Raw genomic sequence first — 24,764 nt, 5'->3', positions numbered from 1 at the left:
GCCCGCCGCCGCGCCCGGGCCGGCGTCAGGCGCCGGCCGTATCCTTGTGCGGCGCGTCGGCCGTGGCCGGCTTGAGTTCGCGCCGCAGGATCTTGCCGACGTTGGTGCGCGGCAGGTCGTCGCGGAACTCGATGTAGCGCGGCACCTTGTAGCCGGTGAGCTGGGTGCGGCAATGCGCGATCAGCGTTTCGGCGTCCAGGTTCGGATCCTTGCGGATCACGTACAGCTTGACCGCCTCGCCCGAGCGTTCGTCGGGCACGCCGATGGCCGCCACTTCGCGCACGCCGGGATGCAGCGCCGCGGCATCCTCGACCTCGTTGGGATAGACGTTGAAGCCGGACACCAGGATCATGTCCTTCTTGCGGTCGACCAGGAAAACGTAGCCGGTTTCGTCGACGTAGCCGATGTCGCCGGTGCGCAGGTAGCCATCGGGCGTCATCACCAGCGCGGTCTCGTCGGGCCGGTTCCAGTAGCCCTGCGTCACCTGGGGGCCGCGCACGCAGATCTCGCCGCGTTCGCCCACGCCCAGTTCGCGTCCGTCATCGTCGCGGATCGACAGGTCGGTCGATGGCACCGGCAGGCCGATGGAGCCGGTGAAGGCCTTGACGTCGAGCGGGTTGATGGTCACCGCCGGCGAGGTCTCGGTCAGGCCATAGGCCTGCGCCAGCGAGCGGCCGGTGACGGCCAGCCAGCGCTCGGCCACGGCGCGCTGCACCGCCATGCCGCCGCCCATGGTCAGCCGCAGGCGCGAGAAATCCAGTTTGGCGAAGTCGGGATGGTTGAGCAGGGCGTTGAACAGTGTGTTGACGCCGGTGAAGGCGCTGAAGGGCACCTTGGCCATCTCCTTGATCAGCCCGGGGATGTCGCGCGGATTGATGATGAGGAGGTTGCTGGCGCCGATCTTCATGAAGGCCAGGCAGTTCGCCGTGAGCGCGAAGATATGGTAGAGCGGCAACGCCGTGACGATGCATTCCTCGCCATCCTTGACCAGCGGCTTGATCCAGGCGTGGGCCTGGGTGACGTTGGCGGCCAGGTTGCGGTGGGTCAGCATGGCGGCCTTGGCCACGCCGGTGGTGCCGCCGGTGTATTGCAGGCAGGCCAGGTCGTCCTGGGTCAGCGCGACTTCCTCGAAGGGCGCGTCGCGGCCGGCCCGCAGCGCCTGGCCCAGGCGCAGGGCGCCGGGGATCGACCAGGCCGGCACCATGCGCTTGACGCGCCGTACCACGAAGTCCACCAGGCGGCCCTTGAGCGGACTGAGCAGTTCGCCGATCGAGGTCACCAGCACCTTTTCGACGGGTGTGTTGGGCAACGCCTTCTGCAGCGTGGCGGCGAAGTTGTCGGCCACCACGATGGCGCGCGCGCCGGCGTCGGCCAGCTGGTGCTCCAGTTCGTGGGCGGTGTACAGCGGGTTGCAGTTGACCACGACGCAGCCGGCGCGCAGCGTGCCGAACAGGCAGACCGGATATTGCAGCAGGTTGGGCATCATCAGCGCCACCCGGTCGCCCTTGCGCAGGCCGTTGGCGTGCAGCCAGGCGGCGAAGTCGCGCGTCAGGCGGTCGAGTTCGGCGTAGGTCATGGTCTTGCCCATGCTCAGGTACGCGGGCTTGTCCGCGAACCGCCGGCAGCTGTCACGCGCGATCGAGACCAGCGTGGTGGCGCTGTCGAGCTCGATGTCCCTGGGCACGCCCGCGGGGTAGCTCTTTTGCCAGATTCGTTCCATCTTTACGGGGCTCCCAACAGGGCTTTTTTCAGGGAGGATTGCGCCGGATTGTCGCCCAGCCAGACACGCAGCAGCGCGCGGCCGAAGGCGGGGTCGTCGATGCGCCCGCGCTGCCTGCCGTTGTCGGTGATCGTCACGCCGCGGGCATCGAAGTCCAGGTCGATCACGTCGCCTTCGCGGGCCGAGCCGATCTCGGCCATCAGGGCGGACAGGCGCGCGGCGGACGGTTGCAGGGCGGCGAGTTCCTGTTTGGACGTATTGTCGCGCAATCCTTCCTGCAGCGCCGCGTCCAGGCTCTTGCTGTCGACATCGCGCAAGAGTTGCAGGCGCATGCGGCGCGGCGCGTTGCTGTTGATCAAGGCCGCGGCGTCCTGGCTTTTGGCGCCGGCATACAGCGCCGCCACGTAGACCTTGACGACGAACTTGGTGCGCAGGCCGGCGCCGTTCAGCACCAGCGCCTGGCCGCCTTCGGACAACTGCGCGGGGACGCGCACGCCGGCCACTTCCACGTCGGCGGCCAGCGCGGGGGCGGCCGCCAGGCAGGCGGCCAGGACCAGGCTCAGGGCGGCGGCGCGCCCTCCGGGGATGATGTCACGCATGGGTCTCCTCCAGTGGTTTTCTGCTTGTAGTACTTCTTGTCGGCGATGTAGATCGTGCGTTCCACGACGGCGTAGACGACGCCGTCCTTGTCTTTCAATTCCACGGTGTAGGTCCGGGTGGTCTCGTGGTCGCGCGCAAGGATCTTGCGTATGTCCGCGATTTCTCCCGGCGGCAGCCGGAAGTCCACATACAGCGTGGTATAGGCGGGCTTGCGGTAGCGGATGGATGCCGCCTTGTCCCACACGATGTGGTCCGCGCCCAGCGCCGCCATCAGCATGGTGGGATGGGCGCCGTCGGTCACCGCGAACAGCGAGCCGCCGTACATCGAGCCCACGATGTTGCGCGTGCGCCGCAGCAGGGGCAGCTTGATGCGGATGTGCTGGAAATCGTGCGACACGTGCAGCACCCGGCCGCCGGTGGCGCGGAACGCCGGATGCAGGTTGAATCCCACCCGCATCAGGCGCGCGCGCCAGGCCGGCGACAGGCGTTTGAACCAATAGGGCTTCACCGCTTTACATCGCCTCGGTCACATGGCCTCGAACAGGCCGGCCGCGCCCATGCCGGTGCCGATGCACATCGTCACCATGCCGTACTTGCCGCCGGTGCGGCGCAGGCCGTGCATCAGCGTGGCGGTGCGGATCGCGCCGGTCGCGCCCAGCGGGTGGCCCAGCGCGATGGCGCCGCCCAGCGGGTTGATCTTGGATGGATCGAGCTTGAGTTCGCGGATCACCGCCAGCGACTGCGCGGCGAAGGCCTCGTTCAGTTCGATCCAGTCCAGGTCGTCCTGGGCGATGCCGGCGCGCGCCAGCACCTTGGGGATGGCGGCCATGGGGCCGATGCCCATGATTTCCGGCGGCACGCCGGCCACCGAGTAGCTGACGAAGCGCGCCATCGGGCTGAGGTTGAACTCGCGCAGCACGCGCTCGGACACCAGCACCACGGCGGCGGCGCCGTCCGACATCTGCGAGCTGTTGCCGGCGGTGACGCTGCCGCGCGCGGCGAACACGGGCTTGAGCCGCGCCAGTCCCTCGGCGCTGCTGTCGGGGCGCGGGCCTTCATCGACCTCGACCAGGCGGCGGGTTTCGCGCACGTCGCCCTTGGAGCCGCCGGGCAGGCGCGTCACCACCTCGAACGGCGTGGTCTCGGCGCGGAAGTGGCCGGCGGCGATGGCGGCGTTGGCCTTCTGCTGCGAGGCCAGCGCGAAGGCGTCCTGGTCTTCGCGCGACACCTTCCATTGCTCGGCCACTTTCTCGCCGGTCAGGCCCATGCCGAAGGCCATGCCGACGTTCTCGGGATGCGAGAAGATGGCCGGGTTGAGCGACACCTTGTTGCCCATGATCTGCGGCATGGCGCTCATGGACTCGGTGCCCGAGCCGATCATGATGTCGACCTCGCCGCTGCGGATGCGGGCGGCGGCGTCGGCCACCGCTTGCAGGCCCGACGCGCAGAAGCGGTTGACGGTGACGCCGGCCACGCTTTGCGGCAGGCCGGCCAGCAACAGCCCGATGCGCGCCACGTTCATGCCCTGTTCGGCTTCCGGCATGGCGCAGCCGGTGATGACGTCGTCGATGCGCGCCGGATCCAGCCACGGCGTCTGCTTCAACACGCCCTGCAGCGCCGCCGCCAGCATGTCGTCGGGCCGGGTGGTGGCATACACCCCATTGCGCTTGCCCACCGGCAGCCGCGTCGCCGCAACGATGTAAGCCTCTTGAATCTGCTTGCTCATATCATTTCCTCGTATCCATAACGATCACCCTACGCCCGCCACGGCCCCCCACAAGCGGGGCCGCGCGGATCCGGCTTTGCCGGTCCGCCACCGGCGCCCCCTGGGGGGAAGCGCCGCAGGCGCTTCGGGGGGGGAGTCAGTTCCGCAATGGCTTGCCCGTGTCGAGCGTGTGTCGGATGCGGGCCTGGGTCTCGGGCGTGCGCAGCAGCGCCACGAACTCCTTGCGTTCGACCGCCAGCAGCCATTCCTCGTCGACCTTGGCGCCGGTCTCGACCTCGCCGCCGCAAAGCGCGACGGCGGCGCTGCGGGCCACGCGGTAATCGTGGGCGCTGATCATGCCGCCTTCGCGCATGTTGACCAGCACCATCTCGAAGTTGGCGATGCCGTTGCGGCCGGCCACGGGCACGTCCTGCAGGCGCGGCGGCGGCGCGTAGCCGGCGGTGGCGGCGGCGCGCGCCTGGCCGATGGCCACGAACAGCAGCTCGCCCGGATGGAACAGCACGATGTCCTGCTCGCGCGCGAAGCCCAGGTCCACGGCCTCGATGGCGCTCTTGGCGACCCGCGCCATGGCGATGGTCTGGAACACCGGTTGCAGGAACGGGAACACCTCGCCGGGCGTGGCCGTCTTCGCCGCCAGCGCCGCGGCGCGGCCGGCGAATTCCTTGCTGCCGCCGCCGGCCGGGATCAGGCCGACGCCAGCCTCGACCAGGCCGATGTAGCTTTCCAGCGCCAGCACGCGGTGCGAGGCATGCATCAGGAATTCGCAGCCGCCGCCCAGTGCCATGCCCTGCACGGCCGCCACGGTGGGGATCTGCGCGTACTTGAAGGCCTGCGAGGTGCGCTGGAACTTCTCGACGGTGGCTTCCAGCATGTCCCATTGGCCGGCGGCGCAGGCTTCGGACACCTGCTGCAGGTTGGCGCCCACGGCGAACGGGGCGTCATGCCAGATCACCAGGCCATCGAACTCGCGCTCGGCGCGCGCCACGGCCTGCAGGATGCCTTCCAGCACCTCGGCGCCCAGCGTGTGGTTCTTGGACGTGACCGACAGGATGGCGATGCCGGCGTCGACCTCGGGCAGGTTCCACAGGCGCACGCCTTCGTTTTCCCACACCGTGGTGCCGCGGTCGTCGGGGCCTTCGCCGAACACGCGCTCGGGGAACAGCTGGCGCCGGTAGACCGGCAGCGCCGAGCGCGGGTGCAGCTTGCCGCTGCGCGCCGAATACGAGCCGGCGGGCGTGTGCACGCCCTGGCGGTCCGGTTCCAGGGCCCAGGCCGGCAGCGGCGCGTCGCTCATGGCGCGGCCGGCGGCAATGTCCTCGGCCACGGCGCGGGCGATGGCCTGCCAGCCGGCGGCCTGCCAGGTCTCGAACGGGCCCTGGGCCCAGCCGAAGCCCCAGCGCATGGCCAGGTCCAGGTCGCGGGCGTTGTCGGCCACCTGGCCGAGCTGCGCCGCGCTGTAGTGGAAGATGTCGCGGAACAGGCTCCACAGGAACTGGGCCTGCGGATGGTCGCTGGCGCGCAGCGCGGCGAAGCGCCTGGCCGGATCGCGTTCCTTGAGCAGGGCGGCGACCTCGTCGGCCAGCTTGCCGGCGCTGGGGCGGTAGTCCTGCGCCTGCAGGTCCAGTACCTGGATTTCGCGGCCGGCCTTGCGGTAGACGCCGGCGCCGCTCTTCTGGCCCAGGGCGCCCTTGGCGATCAGGGCCGACAGCCAGGCGGGCAGCGTGAAATAGCGGTGCCAGGGATCGTCAGGCAGGTTCTTGTCCATGGTGCCGACCACGTGGGCCAGCGTGTCCAGGCCGACCACGTCGGCGGTGCGGTAGGTGGCGCTCTTGGGGCGGCCGATCCTGGGGCCGGTGAGGGCGTCGACCTCGTCAAAGCCCAGCCCCAGACGCTGGGTGTGGTGCATGGCGGCCAGGATCGAGAACACGCCGATGCGGTTGGCCACGAAGTTGGGCGTGTCGAGCGCGCGGATCACGCCCTTGCCCAGGGTGGAGGTCAGCCAGGTCTCGAGCTGGTCCAGCACCGGCGCCTGGGTGTGCGCGGTGGCGATGATTTCCACCAGGCGCATGTAGCGCGGCGGATTGAAGAAATGGATGCCGCAGAAGCGGTCGCGCAGCGCGGCCGGCAGGGCGTTGGCCAGCGCGTCGATCGACAGGCCGGAGGTATTGGAGGCGATGATGGCGCCGGGCGCGACGTGCGGCGCGATGCGCTCGTACAGCGCCGTCTTCCAGTCCATGCGCTCGGCGATGGCTTCGATGATCAGGTCGCAGCCGCGCAGCTGTTCGATATGGTCGTCGTAGTTGGCCGGGGTGATCAGGGCCAGGCGCGAGGCGCTGGCCAGCGGCGCGGGCTCGAGCTTCTTCAGGCCGGCCAGCGCCTTCTTGACGATGCCGTTGCGGTCGCCTTCGGGCGCCGCAAGGTCGAACAGCGTGACGGGCACGCCGGCGTTGGCCAGGTGGGCGGCGATCTGCGCGCCCATGACGCCGGCACCCAGCACGGCGACGTGTTTGACGACGAACTTGCTCAAGGAAGTCTCCTGAAAATGCGGGCGGAAGACGGGACCGGCCCGTCATCCGCCCCGGCAGGGCTAGAAGCGGGACGACAGCTGCAGGCCGAAGATGTGGCCGCTGCTGTCATAGGTGCCCGCGACGCGGCCCTTCGTCAGCGCGTTGCCGGACGTGGTGTCGATATCCGTCTTGCGCAGGTACAGATAGGTATAGCCCAGGTCGAGCGTGGTGCTCTTGGTGGCCTGCCACTGCACGCCCGTCGAGAACCAGTAGCGGTCGTTGTCGGGCAGCGAGGTGGGCCGGTCCTCGGCCTTGTGGACCGGCGATTGATCGTAGGCCAGGCCGAACTTCCACTTCCAGTCCGGCGCGAACTTGTAGGTCGTGCCCACGGCGATGCGCCAGGTGTCGCGGAAGTTCAGCGGCAGGTCGTCATCGCGCGCGCCGGTGCCGGAGTTGCGGATCTTCAGGTCGGGGATGCTGCTCCAGCCGGTCCACGAGATGTCGCCCAGCAGTTCCCACTTCTCGTTGAGCTGATGGGTGGCGCTCAGGATCAGCGTATCGGGCAGGTCGACCGAGGCCTTGGCGTCGAACGAGACCGACTGGCCGGTGGGGCCGATGTGGTCGATATCGGTGTCGCCCTTGGCGGTGTGCTTGATCTTGGAACGGTACGACAGGCCGATGCGAGTGTCTTCGGTGGGTTGCAGCATGAAGCCCACGTTCCAGCCCCAGGCATCGCCCTTCAGGTTGAGGTCGGCGTCGCCGTTGGTGAAGACCGTGCGGCCGCCGGGCAGGGCCACGGGCACCACGGTCTTCTTCTTGTAGTTGGCGTCGATGTGCTGCCAGTTCACGCCGAAGCCCATCGAGAATTTCTCGTTGACCTTGTAGGCGATCGAGGGATTGATGTTGATCGTCTTGATCTCGAACTTGTTCGAGTGGTATTGGCCGGCCCAGCCGTCGTCGTATTCGGTCATGAGGCCGAACGGCGCGCCGATGCCCAGGCCGATGAACCACTTTTCGCTCAGCTGCCACGAGCCGTAGAGGTTGGGCACGACCCCCAGGTTGCCGGCGTCGCCGCCGTCGCCGCCGGTGGGGCGGGTGCCGCCCAGCGCGGTGGGATTGCGGCTGTCACCGTTGTCCGAGAACTTGAACGACGGCTTGATCAGGTTGACGCCGCCCGAGACATTGATGCCGGGCAGGTAGGTCATGCCTGCGGGGTTGTAGTAGATGATGCTGGCGTTTTCCGGATTTGCCGCCGAGCCCGCATAAGCGTTGCCCAGGCCGCTGGCATTCTGCTCCAGGAGCTGAAAGCCGGCGCCGTGGGCGGCGCTGGTGGCGCCCAGGCCGACCACAATGGCGGACAGGGTGCTCAGGGACAATGAACGTCTGCTCATGGTACTGCCTCCTCGATGTTGGATATGTGTGTCTCTATGGCACTGCCGGTCTCGTCGGCCCGGTCTAATCTCTCGGCATACGCCGGTTCTCTACTGCGCTACGCACTGCGACTGCTCTGGTAATGCAGGGGTCCGCCCGTGAACGGCGCGAACCCGGTCCCGAAAATCACGCCGGCGTCGGCCAGGTCGGCATCGGCCACCACGCCGGCCTCGACCCGCTCGCGGGTGGCGTCCACCAAGGGCTGGATCAGGCGTTCGGCCAGGCCGGCCGGCGCGCGGGCGGCGCCCTGGCCGTCCTTTACCGGTTTGCCGTCGCGCCAGGTGTAGAAGCCGCGGCCGCTCTTCTTGCCCAGGTCGCCGCGCGCCAGCTTCTCGGCCAGGCAGCGCGGCGGCTCGGCGCCGCCGGCCAGTTCCTGGCCCGCCGCGCGGGCGATGTCCAGGCCGACGGTGTCGGCCAGTTCCAGCGGCCCCATGGGCATGCCGAACGCCACCATGGCCGCGTCCACGGCGGCGGGCGACACGCCTTCGTCGACGCTGCGCATGGCCTGCAGCATGTAGGGCGCCAGCACGGCGTTGACCAGGAAGCCGGGCGCGCTGCGCACCGGCAGGGCCAGCTTGCCGATCTGGCCGACGAAGGCGCTGGCGCGCGCCAGCGTGTCGGCGGCGGTGCCGTCCGCATGCACCACTTCCACCAGCGGCATCTTGGCCACGGGGTTGAAGAAGTGGATGCCGACCAGCCGCTCGGGCCGCGCCAGGCCGGCGCCCAGCGTTTCCAGCGACAGGCTGGAGGTGTTGGTGGCCAGCAGCGCGTCGGCCTTCATGCGCGGCTCCAGCGACTGGTACAAGCCGCGCTTGGCCTCGGGGCTCTCGCTGATGGCCTCGATCACCACGTCGGCCAGCGGCACGCCGCCGCCGGCGGGATCGGGCACCAGCCGGTCGAAGGCGGCGCGGGCCGCGCGGCGGTCCTTCAGGCGGCGCGAGAACAGGGCCGCGGCGCGTTTGATGGCGGGCGCGATGCGGGTCATGTCCTGGTCCTGCAGTGTCACGGTCAGGCCCTTGAGCGCGCACCAGGCGGCGATGTCGCCGCCCATCACGCCGGCGCCGACCACGTGCACGTGGCGCACCGGGGCGATGCCGGCCTGGCGGCCGTTGGCCTTCAGGCGTTCCTGCAGCCGGAACACGCGCAGCAGGTTGCGGGCGGTGTCCGAAGCGATGATGGTGTCGATCAGCGCGGGCGCCTGCAAGGCGTTGCCGCCGTGCTTTTCCCAGAGTTCGATGATGGCCGGCGCGGCCGGGTAGTGGCCCAGCGGGTCCTTGGCGGCGACCTGCTTGCGGGCGCGGTTGGCGGCCACCGCCTTGAGCGGCCAGCGGTTCAGCCAGGCGCCCAGGCCGCGCGCGCGCCGCGGCGGCTTGCCCGACAGCACCATGCCGCGCGCCGCCGCCTGCAGCAGGCGGGTCGGCACGCGCGCATCCACCAGGCCCAGCGCCGCCGCGCGGCGCGCATCGGCGCCGCGGCCGGTCAGCATCATGTCGAGCGCGGCCGGCGCGCCGATCACGGCGGGCAGGCGCAGCATGCCGCCCCAGCCGGGGAAGATGCCCAGCATGACTTCCGGCAGCGCCAGCGAGGCGCCGGGCGCGTCTTCCACCAGGCGGTAGCGGCAGGCCAGCGCCAGCTCCAGGCCGCCGCCCAGGCAGTGGCCCTGGATCAGCGCCAGCGTCGGGTAGCGCACCGCCGCCAGGCGGTTGAACAGGTTCCAGCCACGCGCCACCAGGGCGCGGCCCTGCTCCGGCGTGTTCAGTTCGGCGAATTCATTGACGTCGGCGCCGACGATGAAGCCGGTGGCCTTGCCGGAACGGATCACCAGGCCCTTGGGCGGCTGGGCGTCGAGCGCGTCCAGCACCGTCGCCAGTTCCGCCATGGTGTCGGCCGACAGGGCGTTGACGGCGCTGCCGGCGCGGTCGAACGTCAGCCACGCCAGGCCGTCGGGGTCGCGCTCCAGGCGCCAGTGCGAGAGCGTCTCCAGCGCGTTCATTAGCGGTTCTCCAAGGTTTCGACCAGCATCGCGCCACCCAGGCCGCCGCCGATGCAGATGGCGGCCATGCCGCGCCGCGCGCCGCGGCGCTTGAGCGCCTCCAGCAGGTGCAGCACGATGCGGGCGCCCGAGGCGCCGACTGGATGGCCGATGGCGATGGCGCCGCCGTCCACGTTCAGGCGGGCCGGGTCGAGCGCGCCCCACGCCGGCGTGCCGAAGTGTTCCTGGCAATAGGCCTCGTCCTGCCAGGCGGCCAGGCAGCCTAGCACCTGCGCGGCGAAGGCTTCGTTGATCTCCCACAAGTCCAGGTCATTCAGGCCCAGGCCGTGGCGTTGCAGGATCGGCGTGGCGGCATGCACCGGCCCCAGGCCCATCATGGCCGGATCCAGGCCGGCCCACTGGCTGTCGACGATGCGGCCCAGCGGTCGCAGGTTCCAGCGCCGCACCGCTTCCTCGGAGGCCAGCACCAGCATCGCGGCGCCGTCGGTGACCTGCGAGCTGTTGCCGGCGGTGATGTTGCCCCAGGGCTTGTCGAACACCGGCTTGAGCCTGGCCAGCTTTTCGGGCGTGGAGTCCTCGCGCACGCCGTCGTCGTCCGGGTACAGCTTGCCCTGGGTGTCGATCAGCGGCGTGATCTCGGCGAAGGCGCCGTTGGCGCGCCCGGCCAGCGCGCGCGCGTGGCTCTGCGCCGAATAGGCGTCCATGGCCTGGCGGCTGATGCCGAAGCGGGTGGCGACGTTCTCGGCGGTCTGGCCCATGGACAAGCCCACCACGGGGTCGGTCAGGCCCTTGAGCAGGCCGATCACCGGCGCCAGGTGGCGCAGGCGCAGCCGGCCGAGCGTGGCGAGCCTGGCGCCGATGCCGCGGGCCGCGTACCAGCTGGCCAGCCAGCGCACCATGTCGTCCGAGAACAGCACCGGCGCGTGCGACAGGGCGTCGGTGCCGCCGGCCAGCACCAGCTGCGAGCGGCCGGTCTGGATGTTGGCGATGGCGGAATCCAGGGCCTGCATGCCGGACGCGCAGTTGCGCATCACCGTCCAGCCCGGCACCTTGTTGCCGCAACCCAGGCGCAGGGCGATCACGCGGCCGATGTTGACTTCGTCGGCCGAGGGCGCGGCGCAGCCCACGATGACCTCGTCCAGGTCCGTGGGCGCATAGGGCTGGCGCAACAACAGGCCGCGTCCGGCCTGCACCGCCAGGTCGCCGGCCGCGAATGGGCCGGGGCCCGAGCGCGCTTTCAGGAAAGGGGTGCGGGCGCCGTCGACCACGTATACCGGTTTGAATGCCATCCGATCTCCTTGGTGTGAGGACGGGCCTCAGGCCGCCTTGCGTTCGGCCACGGGCTTGACCGCGCCGGTGATGCCGAGATCAAAAGGGAAATCATCCACTTTCACCACGGTGTCGCGCAAGGTATTCCGGCGCTTGACCACCGCATATTCTTCGGCGGTGATGCCGCCGGCGGCAAAGACGGCGTCGGCCAGGTCGCGCACGTTGGCCTGCGGGTTGCCTTCGAGCGCGCCGCTTTTCTCGAATTCGCGTATCTTCGATTCGATCGGTTCGGCTTCGAGCGTGGCGGCCAGCGCCTGTTCGATCGCGCCGACCGGTTCGTCGGCGGTCGCGGGCAGGTGGCAGCCGGCGGTCAGGCGGTCGCGGGTCGCGCCGGGGTTGATGAGCAATCGCGCCACGTCCTGGCCCAGCTGATCGGACGGCAGCGACTGCGGCCGGCCCCAGGGGAAGACGATGCGGCGCAGGCTCCACGCCACCAGGCGGTTGGGATAGTTTTCCAGCACGCCGTCGATGGCGTCCTGCAGGCGGAACAGCGCATCCTGCACCGACCAGTGCACCAGCGGCGCGTCGGCGCTCTGGCGGCCTTCGTCCTCGAAGCGCTTGAGCGCGGCGCTGGCCAGGTACATCTGCGACAGGATGTCGCCCAGGCGCGCCGACAGGCGCTCGCGGCGCTTGAGGCTGCCGCCCAGCACCAGCATCGAAGTGTCGGCCAGCAGCGCGAAGGCGGCCGAATAGCGGCTCAGCAACTGGTAGTAGCGCTTCATTTCGGGCGCGACGTCGGCGTCGATGCCGACGAAGCGGCCGCCGGTCAGGGCGGTGCCCAGCGCGCGCAGCTTGTTGCGCGCGACAAAGCCGACGTGGCCCCAGAAGGCGCGGTCGAAATCATCCAGCCCCTGCCTGCGGTCGGGCGACTGCGCCGCGCGCATCTCGGCCAGCACGTAGGGATGGCAGCGGATCGCGCCCTGGCCGAAGATGATCAGGCTGCGGGTCAGGATGTTGGCGCCTTCCACGGTGATGCCGATGGGGATCTGCTGGTAGGCGCGGCCCAGGAAGTTGGACGGCCCCAGGCAGATGCCCTTGCCGCCGATCACGTCCATGCCGTCGTTGACGACCTGGCGCGCGCGTTCGGTGACGTGGTACTTGACGATGGCCGACACCACCGAGGGCTTCTCGCCCAGGTCGACGGCGCCGGCGGTCATGCTGCGCGCGGCGTCCATCATGTAGGTGTGGCCGCCGATGCGGGCCAGCGCTTCCTCGACCCCCTCGAACTTGCCGACCGGGGTGCGGAACTGGCTGCGCACGCGGGCGTAGCCGCCGACCGCGCGGGCCGTCAGCTTGGACATGCCGGTGTTGGACGACGGCAGCGAGATCGAGCGGCCGGCCGCCAGGCATTCCATCAGCATGCGCCAGCCCTGGCCGGCCATGGCCGGGCCGCCGATGATGAAGTCCAGCGGCATGAACACGTCCTGGCCGCGGGTCGGGCCGTTCATGAACATGGCGTTCAGCGGGAAGTGGCGGCGGCCGGTGTCCACGCCCGGATGGTCGTGCGGCACCAGCGCGCAGGTGATGCCGATGTCCTTCCTGCCGCCCAGCAGGCCGTCCGGGTCGTACAGGCGGAAGGCCAGGCCCAGCAGCGTGCAGACCGGCGCCAGCGTGATGTAGCGCTTGTCCCAGCTGACGCGCATGCCGATCACTTCGCGGCCCTGCCATTCGCCCTTGCAGACGATGCCGCTGTCGGGGATGGCGGCGGCATCGGAACCGGCCCAGGGGCTGGTCAGCGCGAAGGCCGGCACTTCCTCGCCGCGCGCCAGGCGCGGCAGGTAGTGGTTCTTCTGTTCCTCGGTGCCGTAGTGCAGCAGCAGCTCGGCGGGGCCGAGCGAGTTGGGCACCATCACCGACACCGCCAGCGCCGACGAGCGCGTCGACAGCTTGGTCACGATCTCGGAGTGGGCATAGGCCGAGAAGGCCAGGCCGCCGTATTCCTTGGGGATGATCATGCCCAGGAAGCCGCTGCGCTTGAGATAGTCCCAGACTTCGGCGGGCAGGTCGAAGCGTTCCTGCGTGATGTTCCAGTCGTTGACCATGCGGCAGGCCTCTTCGGCCTGGTGGTCGAGGAAATGCTGTTCCTCGTCGGTCAGGCGCGGGCGCGGATAGGCCAGCATGCGCTTCCAGTCGGGGCGGCCGCGGAACAGCTCGCCTTCCCACCACACCGTGCCGGCCTCGAGCGCGTCGCGCTCGGTGTCCGACATCTGCGGCAGCACCTTGCGGTAGAGATTGAAGATCGGCGCCGACAGCAAGGCCCGCCTGACCGGGCGCACGCCCAGCAGGACGACGGCCAGCAGCGCGATGACGACCAGCGCGACGATGACTGCGTTCATTTCCTTGTCTCCTTTCTCGATATCTTCTGGAACCGCCGCACCGCGCTGACCCCTGGGGCCTAAGTGGCGGGATGCTGCGGCAGGGGAGCGCGCAGGCCGCCGAGCAGGAAGCTCATCAGGCGGGGCAGCAGCAGCTCGGGGTTGTCGGGTTGCTCGGCTTCGTCCAGCGTCCAGCCGGTCACCGAGCGCAGCAGGTCGGTGCCGATGATGGCGTAGGAGGTGGCGCCCAGCATGAACTGGAAACGCCACACGATCTCGGCGCGCGGCACGTCGGGCAGGGCGGCGAAGAAGGCATTGCGGTAGCGCTCGAGCACGTCGGCGTATTCCTCGGCGAACAGCGCGCGGATGAAGCCGGCCGGGTCGGTCATGGTGCGCTCGAGCAGCGGCAGGAAAGTGCTGCCGGCCTGCTCCGGATCGGCCGCCAGGCGCAGCAGCGTGCCGAAGAAGGCGTCGACGATCTGCGACGGCTTGAGCGGTTTGCCCTGGGCCTGGGCTTCAAGTTCGTCGAGCAGGCGCAGCCGTTCGCGGTTCAGGACTTCCAGGCGGCGCTTGAGCACGGCCTGCACCAGCGACTCCTTGGAGCCGAAGTGATAGTTGACCGATGCCAGGTTGACGCCGGCCGCGCCGGTGATCTGTCGCATGGACGTGCCGTCGTGGCCCTGCTGCGCGAACAGCGCTTCGGCGGTGTCGAGGATCGATTCGCGGGTGCTGGAGGATCTGAGTTCTTGCATTAGGTTGAATTCAAACGTTCGTTTGAAAGGAGTATGCGCGCCCCGGTGCCGGCAGGCGATAGTGGTTATCCCTAGCTGGTGCGCCTGAATCCCGAGGCGGCCCGGACGACCCGCCTCGTTCCTTTGCACGAGAGGCCGTTCCGTTGGCCGAGGACGGGCGCCGGGCCTCGCCCAAACGGCACTGCGCCGTTTGTCCTCGGACGAGCGCCCTAGGTTGAAAGCCGTCTGGAAGACCTCGCCGAAACGCCGCAGTATCAGCGCGAGGACTTGAGAGCGTTGCACCGTGGATGCGGCTGGCGAGCCCGATCGCCGTTCCGGTGGCGCAGGCCAGATCGCCCTGACACAGGAGCAGGAGAAATGACGACCTACAGAGTGGGGCTGTTGGTGGACGGGACCGACCAGCCCGGCTGGATCCACGACATGGCTGAGTGGCTCGCGCGCAGCCAGGATTTCGATTTCTCGGCCTTGCTGGTATTGGAAAAGGCGACCACCGGTCCCGCGCCGCGCCTGAGCGCCAAGGCGCTGTTCGGCACCTTGTCGCGGCTCGAGTCGCGGCTGCTGCCCGTCCGGCAACGGCAGATGCTGGCCTGCCACGACATGCGCGACGGCTTGCCGCCGTCAACGGCGTTGCTGACCCTGCCGGCCGATCCCGACGACGGCGGACGCGATGACGGCGTGGCCGCGCTCGGCCTGGACCTGGTGATCATGCTGGGCGGCCTGCCATCGCTGCGCGCCCGCATGGCCGACTGGGCGCGGCTGGGGGTATGGCAGCTGAGCTATTCCGATATCGCCGTGTCCACCAGCCGCTATGCGGGATTCTGGGAGGTCTACCAGCGCGCGGACCACACCACGGTGAAACTGTGGCGCATGGGGGCCAGCGCCGAGGAGGACGCGTTGCTGGACCAGCGCAGCTTCAATACCGAAGTGTTCTGGCTCAAGAACCAGACCCGCGCCTTCAGCCTGGGCAACTTCATGATCTACGACGCCTTGCAGGCGTTGGCGCGGGCGCGGCCGGGCGCCGCGCCGCCGGGCATGCAGATCATGAGCGGCGAACGCCGCGACGATCCGGCCGAATGGGACAGCGCCGCCTACATCGCGCGCCAGGCCTGGTTAATGGGCGATTTGATTGTGCGGCGCGTCATGAAACGCAATGTGCGCTGGCGCATTGGTATGTTTCCCTCGACCCGGCAGCAGGCGGTGATTTCCGAAGCGATGGTATTGCAGCCACCGAAGGGCCGATTTTTCGCGGATCCCTTCGTATATACCAAGGACAAGAATCCATATATATTTTTCGAGGATTACGATTTCAATTCCCGCAAGGGCACGATTTCGGTCGCGACCTACTCGGACGGGGCTTTCCGGCTTTTGGGGACGGCTTTGAATCTGCCCTACCATTTATCGTTTCCGTATATTTTTGAATACGATGGCGTGACCTACATGGTTCCGGAAACCTGCGGAAATCGCAGCATAGAATTATGGAAATGCACCGATTTTCCGTTGAAATGGGAGTTGGACTTAACCTTGATGACGAATATTTCCGCCGTCGATACCATTATTTTCAAGCGCGGAGAATACTGGTGGCTGTTAACCAATATCGATCGCACGGACGGCCAGAGCCATTGCGACGAATTGTTCGCCTTTTTCGCCGACTCGCCGCGGTCCAGCCATTGGACGCCGCACGCCTGCAACCCCATCGTGCGCAACCCCATGCGGGCCCGCAACGCGGGAATCGTTGTCTCGCCTGGCGGAGAGGTGATCCGCTGCGCCCAGTACCAAGGCTTCTGCCACTACGGCAAGGGCGTCTCGCTGAACCGGATCGAAGAGCTGTCGCCGTCCACCTACGTCGAGACGGATGGCGAAATCCATTACGCCAGCTTTTTGAGAAAACGCCATGCTTCAATGCACCATTGGCACCACCAGGGCGGTCATACGGTATTCGACTTCGCCTATATGGAGTAAATGACGGCGTGATGGGCGAAAATAAAAGTGTTACCTATATTTCGATTGCGATGGCGATGTCCGGGCTTAATGTGTCAGCGGAAACATATCGACAAGCCTGCCGGCGAATTCCACCTCTTCCCGCCGTTCCCGCGGTCCGCGGCGATGGCGCCTGCCGGCGCCGCGCGCCGGCCTGAGCGCGGCGTCCCGGCGGGGCCTTTGCCCGGCGGCACAGAGGGCGGGGCGCCGTGGTCTGCCCGGGAATCTCGGTAAAAACCCTAGCGGATGAAAGGATGATGGCGGTTCCTCATCCTGATTTACGAGGGTGATTAAGGCTAACGAATGATTTCTGTTTTTGTCGGATTATATCGCCTGCAAGCGTCTTGATTTTGCCAATTTCGAACCATAAGATGGGTTCATGCCATCCGTTATGTTGGCTACGAAAGTCTCCCAGCCCAAATGGCCCGGTGCAGCGTCATTAGATATTCCGGGATATTGCGGACCACCCCCGCGAGGGCTGGAAAAAAATAGTCTTCAGCACAGCGAAGATCCCTTCTAGGCCTGTTGAACAACCGGGAGGACACCATGGCCAAGATGGTCCTGATTGAAGCCCATCCGCTCTTGCGGCTGGGGTTATGGCAGATTCTGAGCAAGTTGGACGATGTGTGGGAAATCGAGGGGATGGGGTTGGCCGATGTTTCCAAGGCCAACGGCGCGCATGCGGGCGCCGATCTGTTGATCTACGGCCTGCCCGTGGACAGCGAGGAAGCCTGGAGCACCTTGCATGAAATCCAGCGCGAACTCAGCCCGAAGCGCATTCTGCTGTTGACCGATGTCATGCCGTTGCCGATGCCGGTGCAGGGCTTGCCCGGCGCCAGCGTCTACGGCTGCCTGATGAAAACGGCATCGGTGGAAATCCTGGAAGCGGCGATCCGCCTGGTCATGGCGGGCGGCCAGTGCTTTCCAAGCGAACAGGCCTTGCAGTCGCCTTCGCAGGCGGCGTGCGCCTTGCCGGCGCGCGATGTCGACGAGGGCGCCAAGGGCACCATGCCGGTCAGCGCCGGCGCTCAGCTGCTGCAGATCACGCCGCGCCAGTACGAAGTGCTGGTGCTGCTGGCACGGGGCTATCCGATCAAGACGGTCAGCCGCATGCTCAATATCTCGGTCGCAACGGCCAAGACGCATGCCTGCACGCTGTACCAGCGCCTGCACGTCAAGAACAAGGGCGAAGCCGTGTACGCGGCCCTGCAACGCGGCGCCACGCTGGAATGGCACGAGCCCAACGGCCGCGAAGTCGACGCGGGCCAGCTTTACGGGCGCAAGCTGGGATAGGGGCCTGGCGGGCCGGCCCCGCCATCCCGCCTAGGGCGTAGATCCTGCAGCATCGGCGGTCGCCGTGCCGCAGCATTCCTCCTCCAATCATCCTCCTGAACGAGATTCAGCGAACGTAGCCGCTGATAGCATGGGTCGTGTCCGCAAGCATGGATCGAAATGGCGAATCACAATGCCCGCCCTGACGATGCCGCGCGGCGGACGAGATTCCCGTGAGCCTGGCGACGCGCTGGAACCAGCGTCGCAGCCGTGCGCAGCCCGGCCATGGGAACCGTGTCTGGGCCCTGCGTCACAAGGTTCCCCCCGGGATGACAACCGTTCTAATCGAAGACTACGCTCTGCTTCGTGTCGCCATCCAGCATGTGCTGGAGCGGGTACGGAACGCCGAGGACATTCTGGCGATCTCGCCAGCCCATCTTGTGAACATGCCCGGTTCGATCAACCGGCCGGTGGAATTGCTGGTAATCGGCTGCAGCGGCGTGGCCGAACCCGACATCGGCCTGCTGTCGCAGGCCATGGCGCTATTCATGCCGCGCCTGGTGCTGGCCCTGTACTCGGTGCTGGACCAGAGCGTGATGGCGGCCTGCGCCCGCGCGGGAGTGGCCGGCTATCTGCCCAAGGCTTCCAGCCCCGACGCGCTGGCCGCCGCGGTCAGCCTGGTGCTGGCGGGAGGCGAGTGCTATCCGCAACCCACCGCGCGCCCGCTGGCGACCGCGCATGCGCCGCTGCAGGAACTGCGCGAGCTGACCCAGCGGCAGGAAGAGATCCTGCAATTGCTGGTGCAGGGCAAGACCATGCGCGAAATTGGCCAGCAGGTGGGGATTTCCGTGGCCACCGTGAAGAGCCACGCGCGCACGCTGTACTGGAAACTGAATGCGCGCAACCAGGCCGAGGCGGCCTACATCGCGGTACAGATGGGCCTGGTGCGCGGCAACGACGCGGCGGCGGGCAAGCGCGACGACACGCCGTAGCGGGCCGCGGCTTCAGCGGCCGGCGTCGCGGCGCGCGCCATCGGCCGCTTGCGGCGCGGGCGCCGCGCGGGGGCCGATGACCGCGGCGAATTCGCGTTCGGCGGCCACCAGCACCGCGTCCACGTGCAGGTGATCGAGCGCATGGCGGCGGGCCGCGGCGCCCAGCGTTTCGCGGACCTGGGCATTGCCGGCCAGCTTGCGCACCGCCTCGGCCATGGCCACGGCGTCCTCCGGCGGCGTCACCAGGCCGCAGTGCGCCACCACCCCCGCCAGCTCGGTGCCGCGCGCCGCGCCGCATACCACCGGACGGCCGCTGGCCAGCATGCCGGTGAGCTTGGACGGCATCACCAGGTCCGCCGCGCCGGCGCGTTGCGGCAGCAGATGGATGTCGGCGGTGTTCAGCAGCGCCGCCAGGCGCTCGGCGGGTTGCAGGTCCAGGAAGCGCACCCGCGCCAGTCCCTGGCACTGCGCCTGCAGCGGCGCCCGCGCCGGGCCCTGGCCGCAGAAGACGAACCAGAGGCGTTCGTCGCCTTCCAGCAGGCGGGCCACCTGCGCCAAGGTCTCCAGGCCCTGCTTGCCACCCATGTTGCCGGAATACAGCGCCACCACCGCATCGGCCGGGATGCCGAGTTCGGCGCGCAGGTCGCCGGCGCGGTCCGGCGCGATGGCGTGGACATCGATCCAGTTGGGCAGCAGCACCGCCTTGTCCGGTTCGACGCCCTTGTACAAGGCAAGGTCGAGCATGCGCCCCGAAATGGTCGACACGCGATCGAAGCGCCGCATCAGCCAACGTTCCGCGCGCCGCACGGCGGCGCGCAGCCAGGCGCCCTTGAGCAGCCCCAGGTCGAAGGCGGCGTCGACCTCGTAGTCCTGGATGTGCAGCCAGGCGCGCGCCCCGCACAGGCGCGCGGCGAGCCAGGCGGCCGGCGCGCAGAACAGGGCCGGCTCGACCACCAGGATCAGGTCGGGCCGGCCGGCGGCCGCGCGCAACAGCGACGGCAGGCTGGAAAGGGCGAAGCTGGCCAGGTGCAGCAGGCGTTTGGCGCCGCCGGGCCGGGCCGGCACCCACAGGGGCGCGCGCCTGACCGTGACGCCGGCGCGGGTTTCCTTGCGGTAGCGGCCCGCGCGGTAGCCGTCATGCACGCGCCATTGCGGATAGTAGGGCGGCGCCGTGACCACGCTGACGTCATGGCCGCGGGCCGCCAGCCACTCGGCCAGTTCGGCGCTGTATTTGCCGATGCCGGTCAGTTCCGGCGCGTAGTTGATGCCGTACAGGAGGATTTTCATGCCGGCGGCGCCACGCGCGGTTTGACGGGGCGGCAGGGGTTGCCCAGGCACACCATGGCGGGCGGCAGGCTGCGGAATACCGAGCTGCGCGCGCCCACCACGGCCTCGCGGCCCACTGTGACGCCCGGGCCGACGAACACGTCGGTCGCGACCCAGGCGCCGTCCTCGATGCGCACGGCGCGCTCGCGCAGCGGAAAATCCGGTCGCGCCGCGTCGTGGTCGGCCGCGCACAGGTAGCTGCGCTGCGATACCACCGCGTGCGCGCCGACATGGATGGGGCCCAGGCTGTAGAGCACCGCGTCGTCGCCGATCCAGGCGTAGTCGCCGATGTCCACTTTCCAGGGATAGGTCACGGTGGCGCTGGGCCGTATCAGCACCTTGCGGCCGATCTGCGCGCCGAAGCAGCGCAGCAGCCAGCGCCGGAAGCCATAGGCGACCTGCGGCGACCAGCGGAACAGCGTGCCCTGCACCAGCCACCACAGTTGCACCGTGAGCGCGGACCGGCCGCGCTGGCCGGGCGCCAGGGAAAAACGGTCGAGCCGCTGCAGCGCGCTCATTTGGCGGCTCCGGGCAGGGCATCGCCTTGCGAGTCTGCGGCGGCGGCGCGCCGCGCCTGCTGGATTTCCTCGGTCTTGATACGGATCTGCCAGTAGTACATGGCGCGCGCCACGGCGTAGTCGAAACCGGCGCGGCCATCGAGAAAGCCCAGGCGCAGCAGGTAGGAATGCAGGAACGACACCGGCGCCTTGAACGGCATGGCCTGGAACAGGCGCTTGAGCAGCGCCCGCGCGCCCACGTTGGCCTCGCGCGGATCGTTCATCAGGCCCTTTGTCCGCAGATTGGCTTCCCAGTCAGAGTAGCGGTTGTGCTTGTCGAAGTAGTGGTAGAGCGAATCATGGTCGTTGTGCACCATGCGCGCCCGCAGCGCGAAGGTCTCGCCCTGCACCTGGGGCTGGTAGTGGCCCTCGACCTCCCACATGTGGGCCACGTCCAGGTCGTCGTAGTCCAGGAAGCGCGAGCGCTCGCGCGCCAGCAGCGCCAGCTTGTAGACGCGATGGCCGTGGCGCAGCTTGCGGCCGCAGAAGACGTAGTCGAACGGCACGAAGGCGCCGCCGGCGCCGGCCGCAAAGCGCGGCAGCGTGGCGCGGATCTCCGCGGCCAGTTCGGGCGTCATCTCTTCGTCGGCGTCCACGTACAGCACCACCGGATGCGTGAAGGGCAGCTGTTCCAGGCACCATTGCTTTTTCTTGGGGTATTTGCCGTTCCACTGGAAATGGCTGATCCTGGCGCCCAGCGCGGTGGCCAGGGCGCAGGTGGCGTCGGTGCTGTCGGAGTCGACCACGAAGACTTCGTCGAAGTCGGCCAGCGCCTTCAGGCACTTGACGATGTTGCGTTCTTCGTTCTTGGTCATGACGACCACGGATACCGGTATCTTGGACATAATGCTTTCCTGTTCAGGACGCGCCGCGCTGCATCAGCGGCTGGAACAGCTCGATGACGTCGCGGCAATGCCGATCTAGTGAAAAGGCGTCGGCGCGGCCGGGGCCGTCGGCCGCCAGCCTGGCGCGCATGTCGCCGTCGTAAGCCAGGCGGCGCACCGCCGCGGCCAGGGCCGCCGCGTCGCCCACCGGCACCAGCAGCCCGTAGCGGCCGGAATCGAGGATCTCGGCCGGCCCGTGCGGACAATCTGTGGAAATGACCGGAATGCCCAGGCACAGGGCCTCCACCAGCACATTGCCGAAACTCTCGCGCACCGAGGTCAGGGCGAAGGCGCCGGCGCCGGCGATCACCGGAAACGGATTGTCGATGTGGCCGGCCAGGGTCACCGGGCTGCGCGAGGGGCGCGCGTCGATGCGCCGTTGCAGGGCGGCATGTTCCGAGCCTTCGCCCAGGATGGTGAAGCGGATGCCGGGATCGTCCAGCAACGCGGCCGCGTCGATCAGGGTCGCGTAGTCCTTGACCGCCTCCAGCCGACCGACCGCGACGACGTGATACGGCGCCGCGTCGGATGCCGGAGCCGGCCGCGCCGCGCCCTGCTCGCGCACGTCGTCCAGCGGCACGCCGTTGTAGATGGTGCGCACCTTGCCGCGCAGCGGCGGGAACATGCTGACCAGGTCTTCCTTGACCCCGCGCGAAACGCCGACGACGGCGTCATGGCGGCGATAGGTCTGGCTCACCAGAAAGCACTTCAGGCGCCGCATGCGCGAGGCGCCATAGTGGATCGCCGGGCTGCTGTGCTCGAAGGCGACGGTGGCGAAGTTGCCGCGCAGGATCTTCCTGGCCAGCACCACCAGCATGTTGCACAGCAGGCCGTGCGAGCAGACGATGGCCGGCCGCTCGCGGCGGATCTGCGCCAGCAGCCGCGCAAACGCCAGCGGCAGCATCAGCCGCAGCGAGGCGGGCGACTCCACCACGGGCAGCGCCCGCGTCACGCGCGGGTTGGCGACCGGATATTCGCGGTTGCGCGAGCGCAGCAGGAACAGCGAGGCGTCGACGCCGCGTTCGGGCAAGGCGTCGGCGATGAAGGCGACGCATCTTCCGACGCCGCCGTGCAGGTCGGGCGCGACAAACAGGACATCAGGCATGGGGCATTACTCGCGGTGGAGCCCGGCGCGCGGCGACCGGGCGTTGGCTGGAGGCCGCGGCCGCGGGCCGGGGCACGGGCAGCGCCCGGGCATTGCGTATCAACGACAGGCAGTAGCACAGCAGAAAGCCGGTAAAGGCGGTCTTGGGCGCGTAGGCCAGGCCGCCGGAGAGCGAGTCGACGAAGATATAGATCGGCGCGGTGGCCAGCAGGTAGCGGCGATGCAGCTCCAGCCCCGGGTGCGCGTAGCGCCGGAACAGCGAAAGCAGCAGGATCAGCAGCGGCGGCAGCATGATCATCACGGTGCCGACGATGCCGAACTTCATCAGGTAGAAGGCCCAGGAGTTGTGCGCGAACGTGCTGAGTTCGAAGCCGTTCTCGCCCATCACCCAGCTGCGAAAGCCGGCGCCCTTGCCGAACACCGGGCTCTCGGCGAAGGAATCCATCTGGCCCTGCATTTCCTGGATGCGGGCGCCGTAGCTGGAGTCCTCGTCCAGGCGCTCGACGCTGAAGACGCGGTTGGTCAGTACGTCCAGGTAGCCGATGCTGGCGAACACCAGGATGCCGGCGACCGCCGCCGGGGCGAAGATCAGCACCACCCGGCGGCGCACCTCGGAACCCGAGGCCAGCATCACCGCCATCAGCACCGCCACCATCAGCTGCAGGTATTGGCTGCGGTTCAGCGAGAACACCAGCGCCAGCAGCATGTAGACGGTGAGCGCATAGGCCTTGGGCCCGGACACGTTGAGGGTCTTGCGGAAGTACAGCAGCGACACCACGCCGAACGGAATCGCCCATACCCCCAGCCGGACGTTGCGCAACGGGTTGGCGACGCTGAAGCCCTGCAACTGTTCCAGCAGCATCAGGGTGGCGACCGCCAGGCAGGCCGCCACGATGTACTTCTGCAACACGGCGTAGGCGGCGGGCCCGTCGATGTCCTTGTAGCAAAGGAACGGCGTGCACAGGAAATAGAACACGATGCGCAGGTCGCGCGCGACGTCGCCGGTCTCGATGCCCGGATGGTGCAGCGACACCAGCACCAGGTAGATCACCGACAGCACCTGCAGGCCCAGCAGCATGCCGAGCGCGCCGCGCGGCAGGGCATAGGCGGCGGGGTCCGCCAGCCGCAGCGCCTTGACCACCAGGATGGCCACGAACAGCAGGTCGAAGGGCGACAGCTTGAAACTGCCCACGCCCAGGATGAAATGGTCGTCGTTCAGCGCCAGCGCGGTGAACGCGAACAGGCCCAGCAGGTGCAGCGTGGAAAGGCGGCGGTGCGGATGCATGACGGCTCCATGGCGGGGAAGGGGCTGGGTCGGGGATGTCGCGGGCTTGGGCGAGGCTCCTTTCAGTGCCAACGGGCCCTAGTGCGCGGCCCAGTCGTCGCGCCCGAACAGCTTGATCGCCAGTTTCTCCACCAGGTAGGACAGGTCGCCCTGGCGCGCATGCGCCGCCACCTGCGAGGCGCGGCACGACAGGCCGTACAGCTTGCCCATGCCCGGCTCGGTGCGGCGGATGCGGTCGACGATCTGTTCGCGTTCCTCCAGCAGCACGTCCTGCATCAGCGCGGTCTTGGTCTCGTCGTGGGCGGTGTAGACGCCCATGGCGTCGGGCACGATCAGGTTCCTGCCTTCGCGCAGCAGCCGGCTCCACAATTCCAGGTCCATGCAGTAGCGCATGCTCTCCTGCAGCAGGCCGTGCTTGCGCAGCAGGTCGCGGCGGAAGATGGCCGACTGGTTCGGGATCGAGGCCTTGACCACGGTCAGCGTGCCGCGGTTGACCGGGGTGTAGTGGATCTTGCGGAAGATGCGGTTGTCGGCATCGGCCACGAACAGGTTGCCGCTGACGATCGGCGCCCGGCCGCGGGCCGCCGCCGCGCCCAGCTTGCGCAGCGCGCCGGGATAGTACAGGTCGTCGGAGTTCTGCCAGCCGACGTAGTCGCCGGTGGCGCGCTCGAAGCCCTTGTTGATGGCATGCGATTGGCCGCGGTCCGGCATGCTTTCCCAATAGGTCAGGTGGCGTTCGTACTTGCGGATGATGTCGACGCTGCCATCGGTCGAGCCGCCGTCGATGATGATGTACTCCAGCCGCGGATAGCCCTGGTTCAGCACCGAGATGATGGTCCGCTCCAGGAAGCGGGCCTGGTTGTACGAGGGGGTCACGATGGTCAGCTTGGGCAGCAGGCCAGCGGCAATGGGGGCGGGCGGGCGCAACTCGCGCACGAAATCGATGAGCTGGCGCGAGTATTCGGTGTGACGCTTGCGCATATAAGACCTCAA

At 68.4% G+C, this 24,764-nt stretch carries 19 protein-coding genes; 3 read left to right on the top strand and 16 right to left on the bottom strand.

The window, feature by feature from the left end:
• Nucleotides 1-25 precede the first annotated feature (25 nt).
• From ACVN9Z_RS27835 to ACVN9Z_RS27790, 10 genes are all read right to left on the bottom strand, one after another.
• A complete protein-coding gene (locus ACVN9Z_RS27835) occupies nt 26-1,720 on the bottom strand; it encodes a long-chain-fatty-acid--CoA ligase (RefSeq protein WP_024069828.1) in 1,695 nt (564 codons plus the stop codon).
• 2 nt (nt 1,721-1,722) lie between these two features.
• Nucleotides 1,723-2,319 (bottom strand): chalcone isomerase family protein, encoded by a 597-nt coding sequence (locus ACVN9Z_RS27830; RefSeq protein WP_026384905.1) that lies wholly within the window; start codon nt 2,317-2,319, stop codon nt 1,723-1,725.
• Nucleotides 2,280-2,828, bottom strand: coding sequence for a DUF4442 domain-containing protein (locus ACVN9Z_RS27825; protein ID WP_006387720.1), 549 nt, complete (start codon nt 2,826-2,828; stop codon nt 2,280-2,282). The genes ACVN9Z_RS27830 and ACVN9Z_RS27825 overlap by 40 nt, the downstream gene beginning before the upstream one ends.
• 18 nt (nt 2,829-2,846) lie before the next feature.
• On the bottom strand, nt 2,847-4,046 hold the full coding sequence (locus ACVN9Z_RS27820; RefSeq protein ID WP_006387721.1) for an acetyl-CoA C-acyltransferase: 1,200 nt from the start codon (nt 4,044-4,046) through the stop codon (nt 2,847-2,849).
• A gap of 136 nt (nt 4,047-4,182) precedes the next feature.
• Entirely contained in the window at nt 4,183-6,573 is a 2,391-nt protein-coding gene (locus ACVN9Z_RS27815) for a 3-hydroxyacyl-CoA dehydrogenase/enoyl-CoA hydratase family protein (RefSeq protein WP_024069826.1), read from the bottom strand.
• A 60-nt stretch (nt 6,574-6,633) separates the two neighbouring features.
• Nucleotides 6,634-7,944, bottom strand: coding sequence for an OmpP1/FadL family transporter (locus tag ACVN9Z_RS27810; protein ID WP_024069825.1), 1,311 nt, complete (start codon nt 7,942-7,944; stop codon nt 6,634-6,636).
• Between the two features lie 98 nt (nt 7,945-8,042).
• A complete protein-coding gene (locus ACVN9Z_RS27805; RefSeq protein ID WP_054470576.1) occupies nt 8,043-9,977 on the bottom strand; it encodes a 3-hydroxyacyl-CoA dehydrogenase NAD-binding domain-containing protein in 1,935 nt (644 codons plus the stop codon).
• Nucleotides 9,977-11,266 (bottom strand): acetyl-CoA C-acetyltransferase, encoded by a 1,290-nt coding sequence (locus ACVN9Z_RS27800; protein WP_024069823.1) that lies wholly within the window; start codon nt 11,264-11,266, stop codon nt 9,977-9,979. The genes ACVN9Z_RS27805 and ACVN9Z_RS27800 overlap by 1 nt, the downstream gene beginning before the upstream one ends.
• A 27-nt stretch (nt 11,267-11,293) precedes the next feature.
• A complete protein-coding gene (locus ACVN9Z_RS27795) occupies nt 11,294-13,642 on the bottom strand; it encodes an acyl-CoA dehydrogenase (RefSeq protein ID WP_006387728.1) in 2,349 nt (782 codons plus the stop codon).
• 59 nt (nt 13,643-13,701) lie between these two features.
• The gene (locus ACVN9Z_RS27790) at nt 13,702-14,373 is read right to left on the bottom strand and encodes a TetR/AcrR family transcriptional regulator (protein ID WP_006387729.1); all 672 of its coding nucleotides are present in this window, start codon (nt 14,371-14,373) and stop codon (nt 13,702-13,704) included.
• 357 nt (nt 14,374-14,730) lie between these two features.
• Between ACVN9Z_RS27790 and ACVN9Z_RS27785 the strand changes: the two genes are divergently transcribed.
• The 3 genes from ACVN9Z_RS27785 to ACVN9Z_RS27775 all read left to right on the top strand — a co-directional run bounded on the left by ACVN9Z_RS27785 (nt 14,731) and on the right by ACVN9Z_RS27775 (nt 18,614).
• Nucleotides 14,731-16,332 carry a glucosamine inositolphosphorylceramide transferase family protein gene (locus tag ACVN9Z_RS27785; RefSeq protein WP_006387730.1) on the top strand — a complete coding sequence of 534 codons (1,602 nt, stop codon included), beginning with the start codon at nt 14,731-14,733 and terminating at the stop codon, nt 16,330-16,332.
• A 564-nt stretch (nt 16,333-16,896) separates the two neighbouring features.
• Complete coding sequence (locus ACVN9Z_RS27780; RefSeq protein WP_026384896.1) at nt 16,897-17,643, top strand: response regulator transcription factor; 747 nt, start codon at nt 16,897-16,899, stop codon at nt 17,641-17,643.
• Between the two features lie 308 nt (nt 17,644-17,951).
• Nucleotides 17,952-18,614 carry a response regulator transcription factor gene (locus ACVN9Z_RS27775; RefSeq protein WP_020928834.1) on the top strand — a complete coding sequence of 221 codons (663 nt, stop codon included), beginning with the start codon at nt 17,952-17,954 and terminating at the stop codon, nt 18,612-18,614.
• A gap of 12 nt (nt 18,615-18,626) precedes the next feature.
• Here ACVN9Z_RS27775 and ACVN9Z_RS27770 read toward each other — a convergent pair whose 3' ends face one another.
• From ACVN9Z_RS27770 to ACVN9Z_RS27745, 6 genes are all read right to left on the bottom strand, one after another.
• Nucleotides 18,627-19,901 (bottom strand): glycosyltransferase WbuB, encoded by a 1,275-nt coding sequence (locus ACVN9Z_RS27770; RefSeq protein WP_024069821.1) that lies wholly within the window; start codon nt 19,899-19,901, stop codon nt 18,627-18,629.
• Nucleotides 19,898-20,458 carry a WcaF family extracellular polysaccharide biosynthesis acetyltransferase gene (locus ACVN9Z_RS27765; RefSeq protein ID WP_458212885.1) on the bottom strand — a complete coding sequence of 187 codons (561 nt, stop codon included), beginning with the start codon at nt 20,456-20,458 and terminating at the stop codon, nt 19,898-19,900. The genes ACVN9Z_RS27770 and ACVN9Z_RS27765 overlap by 4 nt, the downstream gene beginning before the upstream one ends.
• Nucleotides 20,455-21,342: a glycosyltransferase family 2 protein gene (locus tag ACVN9Z_RS27760; RefSeq protein WP_006387735.1), complete on the bottom strand. Its 888-nt coding sequence runs from the start codon at nt 21,340-21,342 to the stop codon at nt 20,455-20,457. Before ACVN9Z_RS27760 ends, ACVN9Z_RS27765 begins: the two co-directional genes overlap by 4 nt.
• A gap of 13 nt (nt 21,343-21,355) precedes the next feature.
• A complete protein-coding gene (locus ACVN9Z_RS27755) occupies nt 21,356-22,486 on the bottom strand; it encodes a glycosyltransferase (RefSeq protein ID WP_458212884.1) in 1,131 nt (376 codons plus the stop codon).
• Nucleotides 22,479-23,771 (bottom strand): O-antigen ligase family protein, encoded by a 1,293-nt coding sequence (locus ACVN9Z_RS27750; protein WP_020928831.1) that lies wholly within the window; start codon nt 23,769-23,771, stop codon nt 22,479-22,481. The genes ACVN9Z_RS27755 and ACVN9Z_RS27750 overlap by 8 nt, the downstream gene beginning before the upstream one ends.
• 78 nt (nt 23,772-23,849) lie before the next feature.
• Nucleotides 23,850-24,752, bottom strand: coding sequence for a glycosyltransferase family 2 protein (locus tag ACVN9Z_RS27745; RefSeq protein ID WP_006387738.1), 903 nt, complete (start codon nt 24,750-24,752; stop codon nt 23,850-23,852).
• Nucleotides 24,753-24,764: the final 12 nt, after the last annotated feature.

The sequence above is a fragment of the Achromobacter sp. KK8 genome (assembly GCF_054188005.1).
This window is presented reverse-complemented; position numbering and strand designations above follow the sequence as displayed.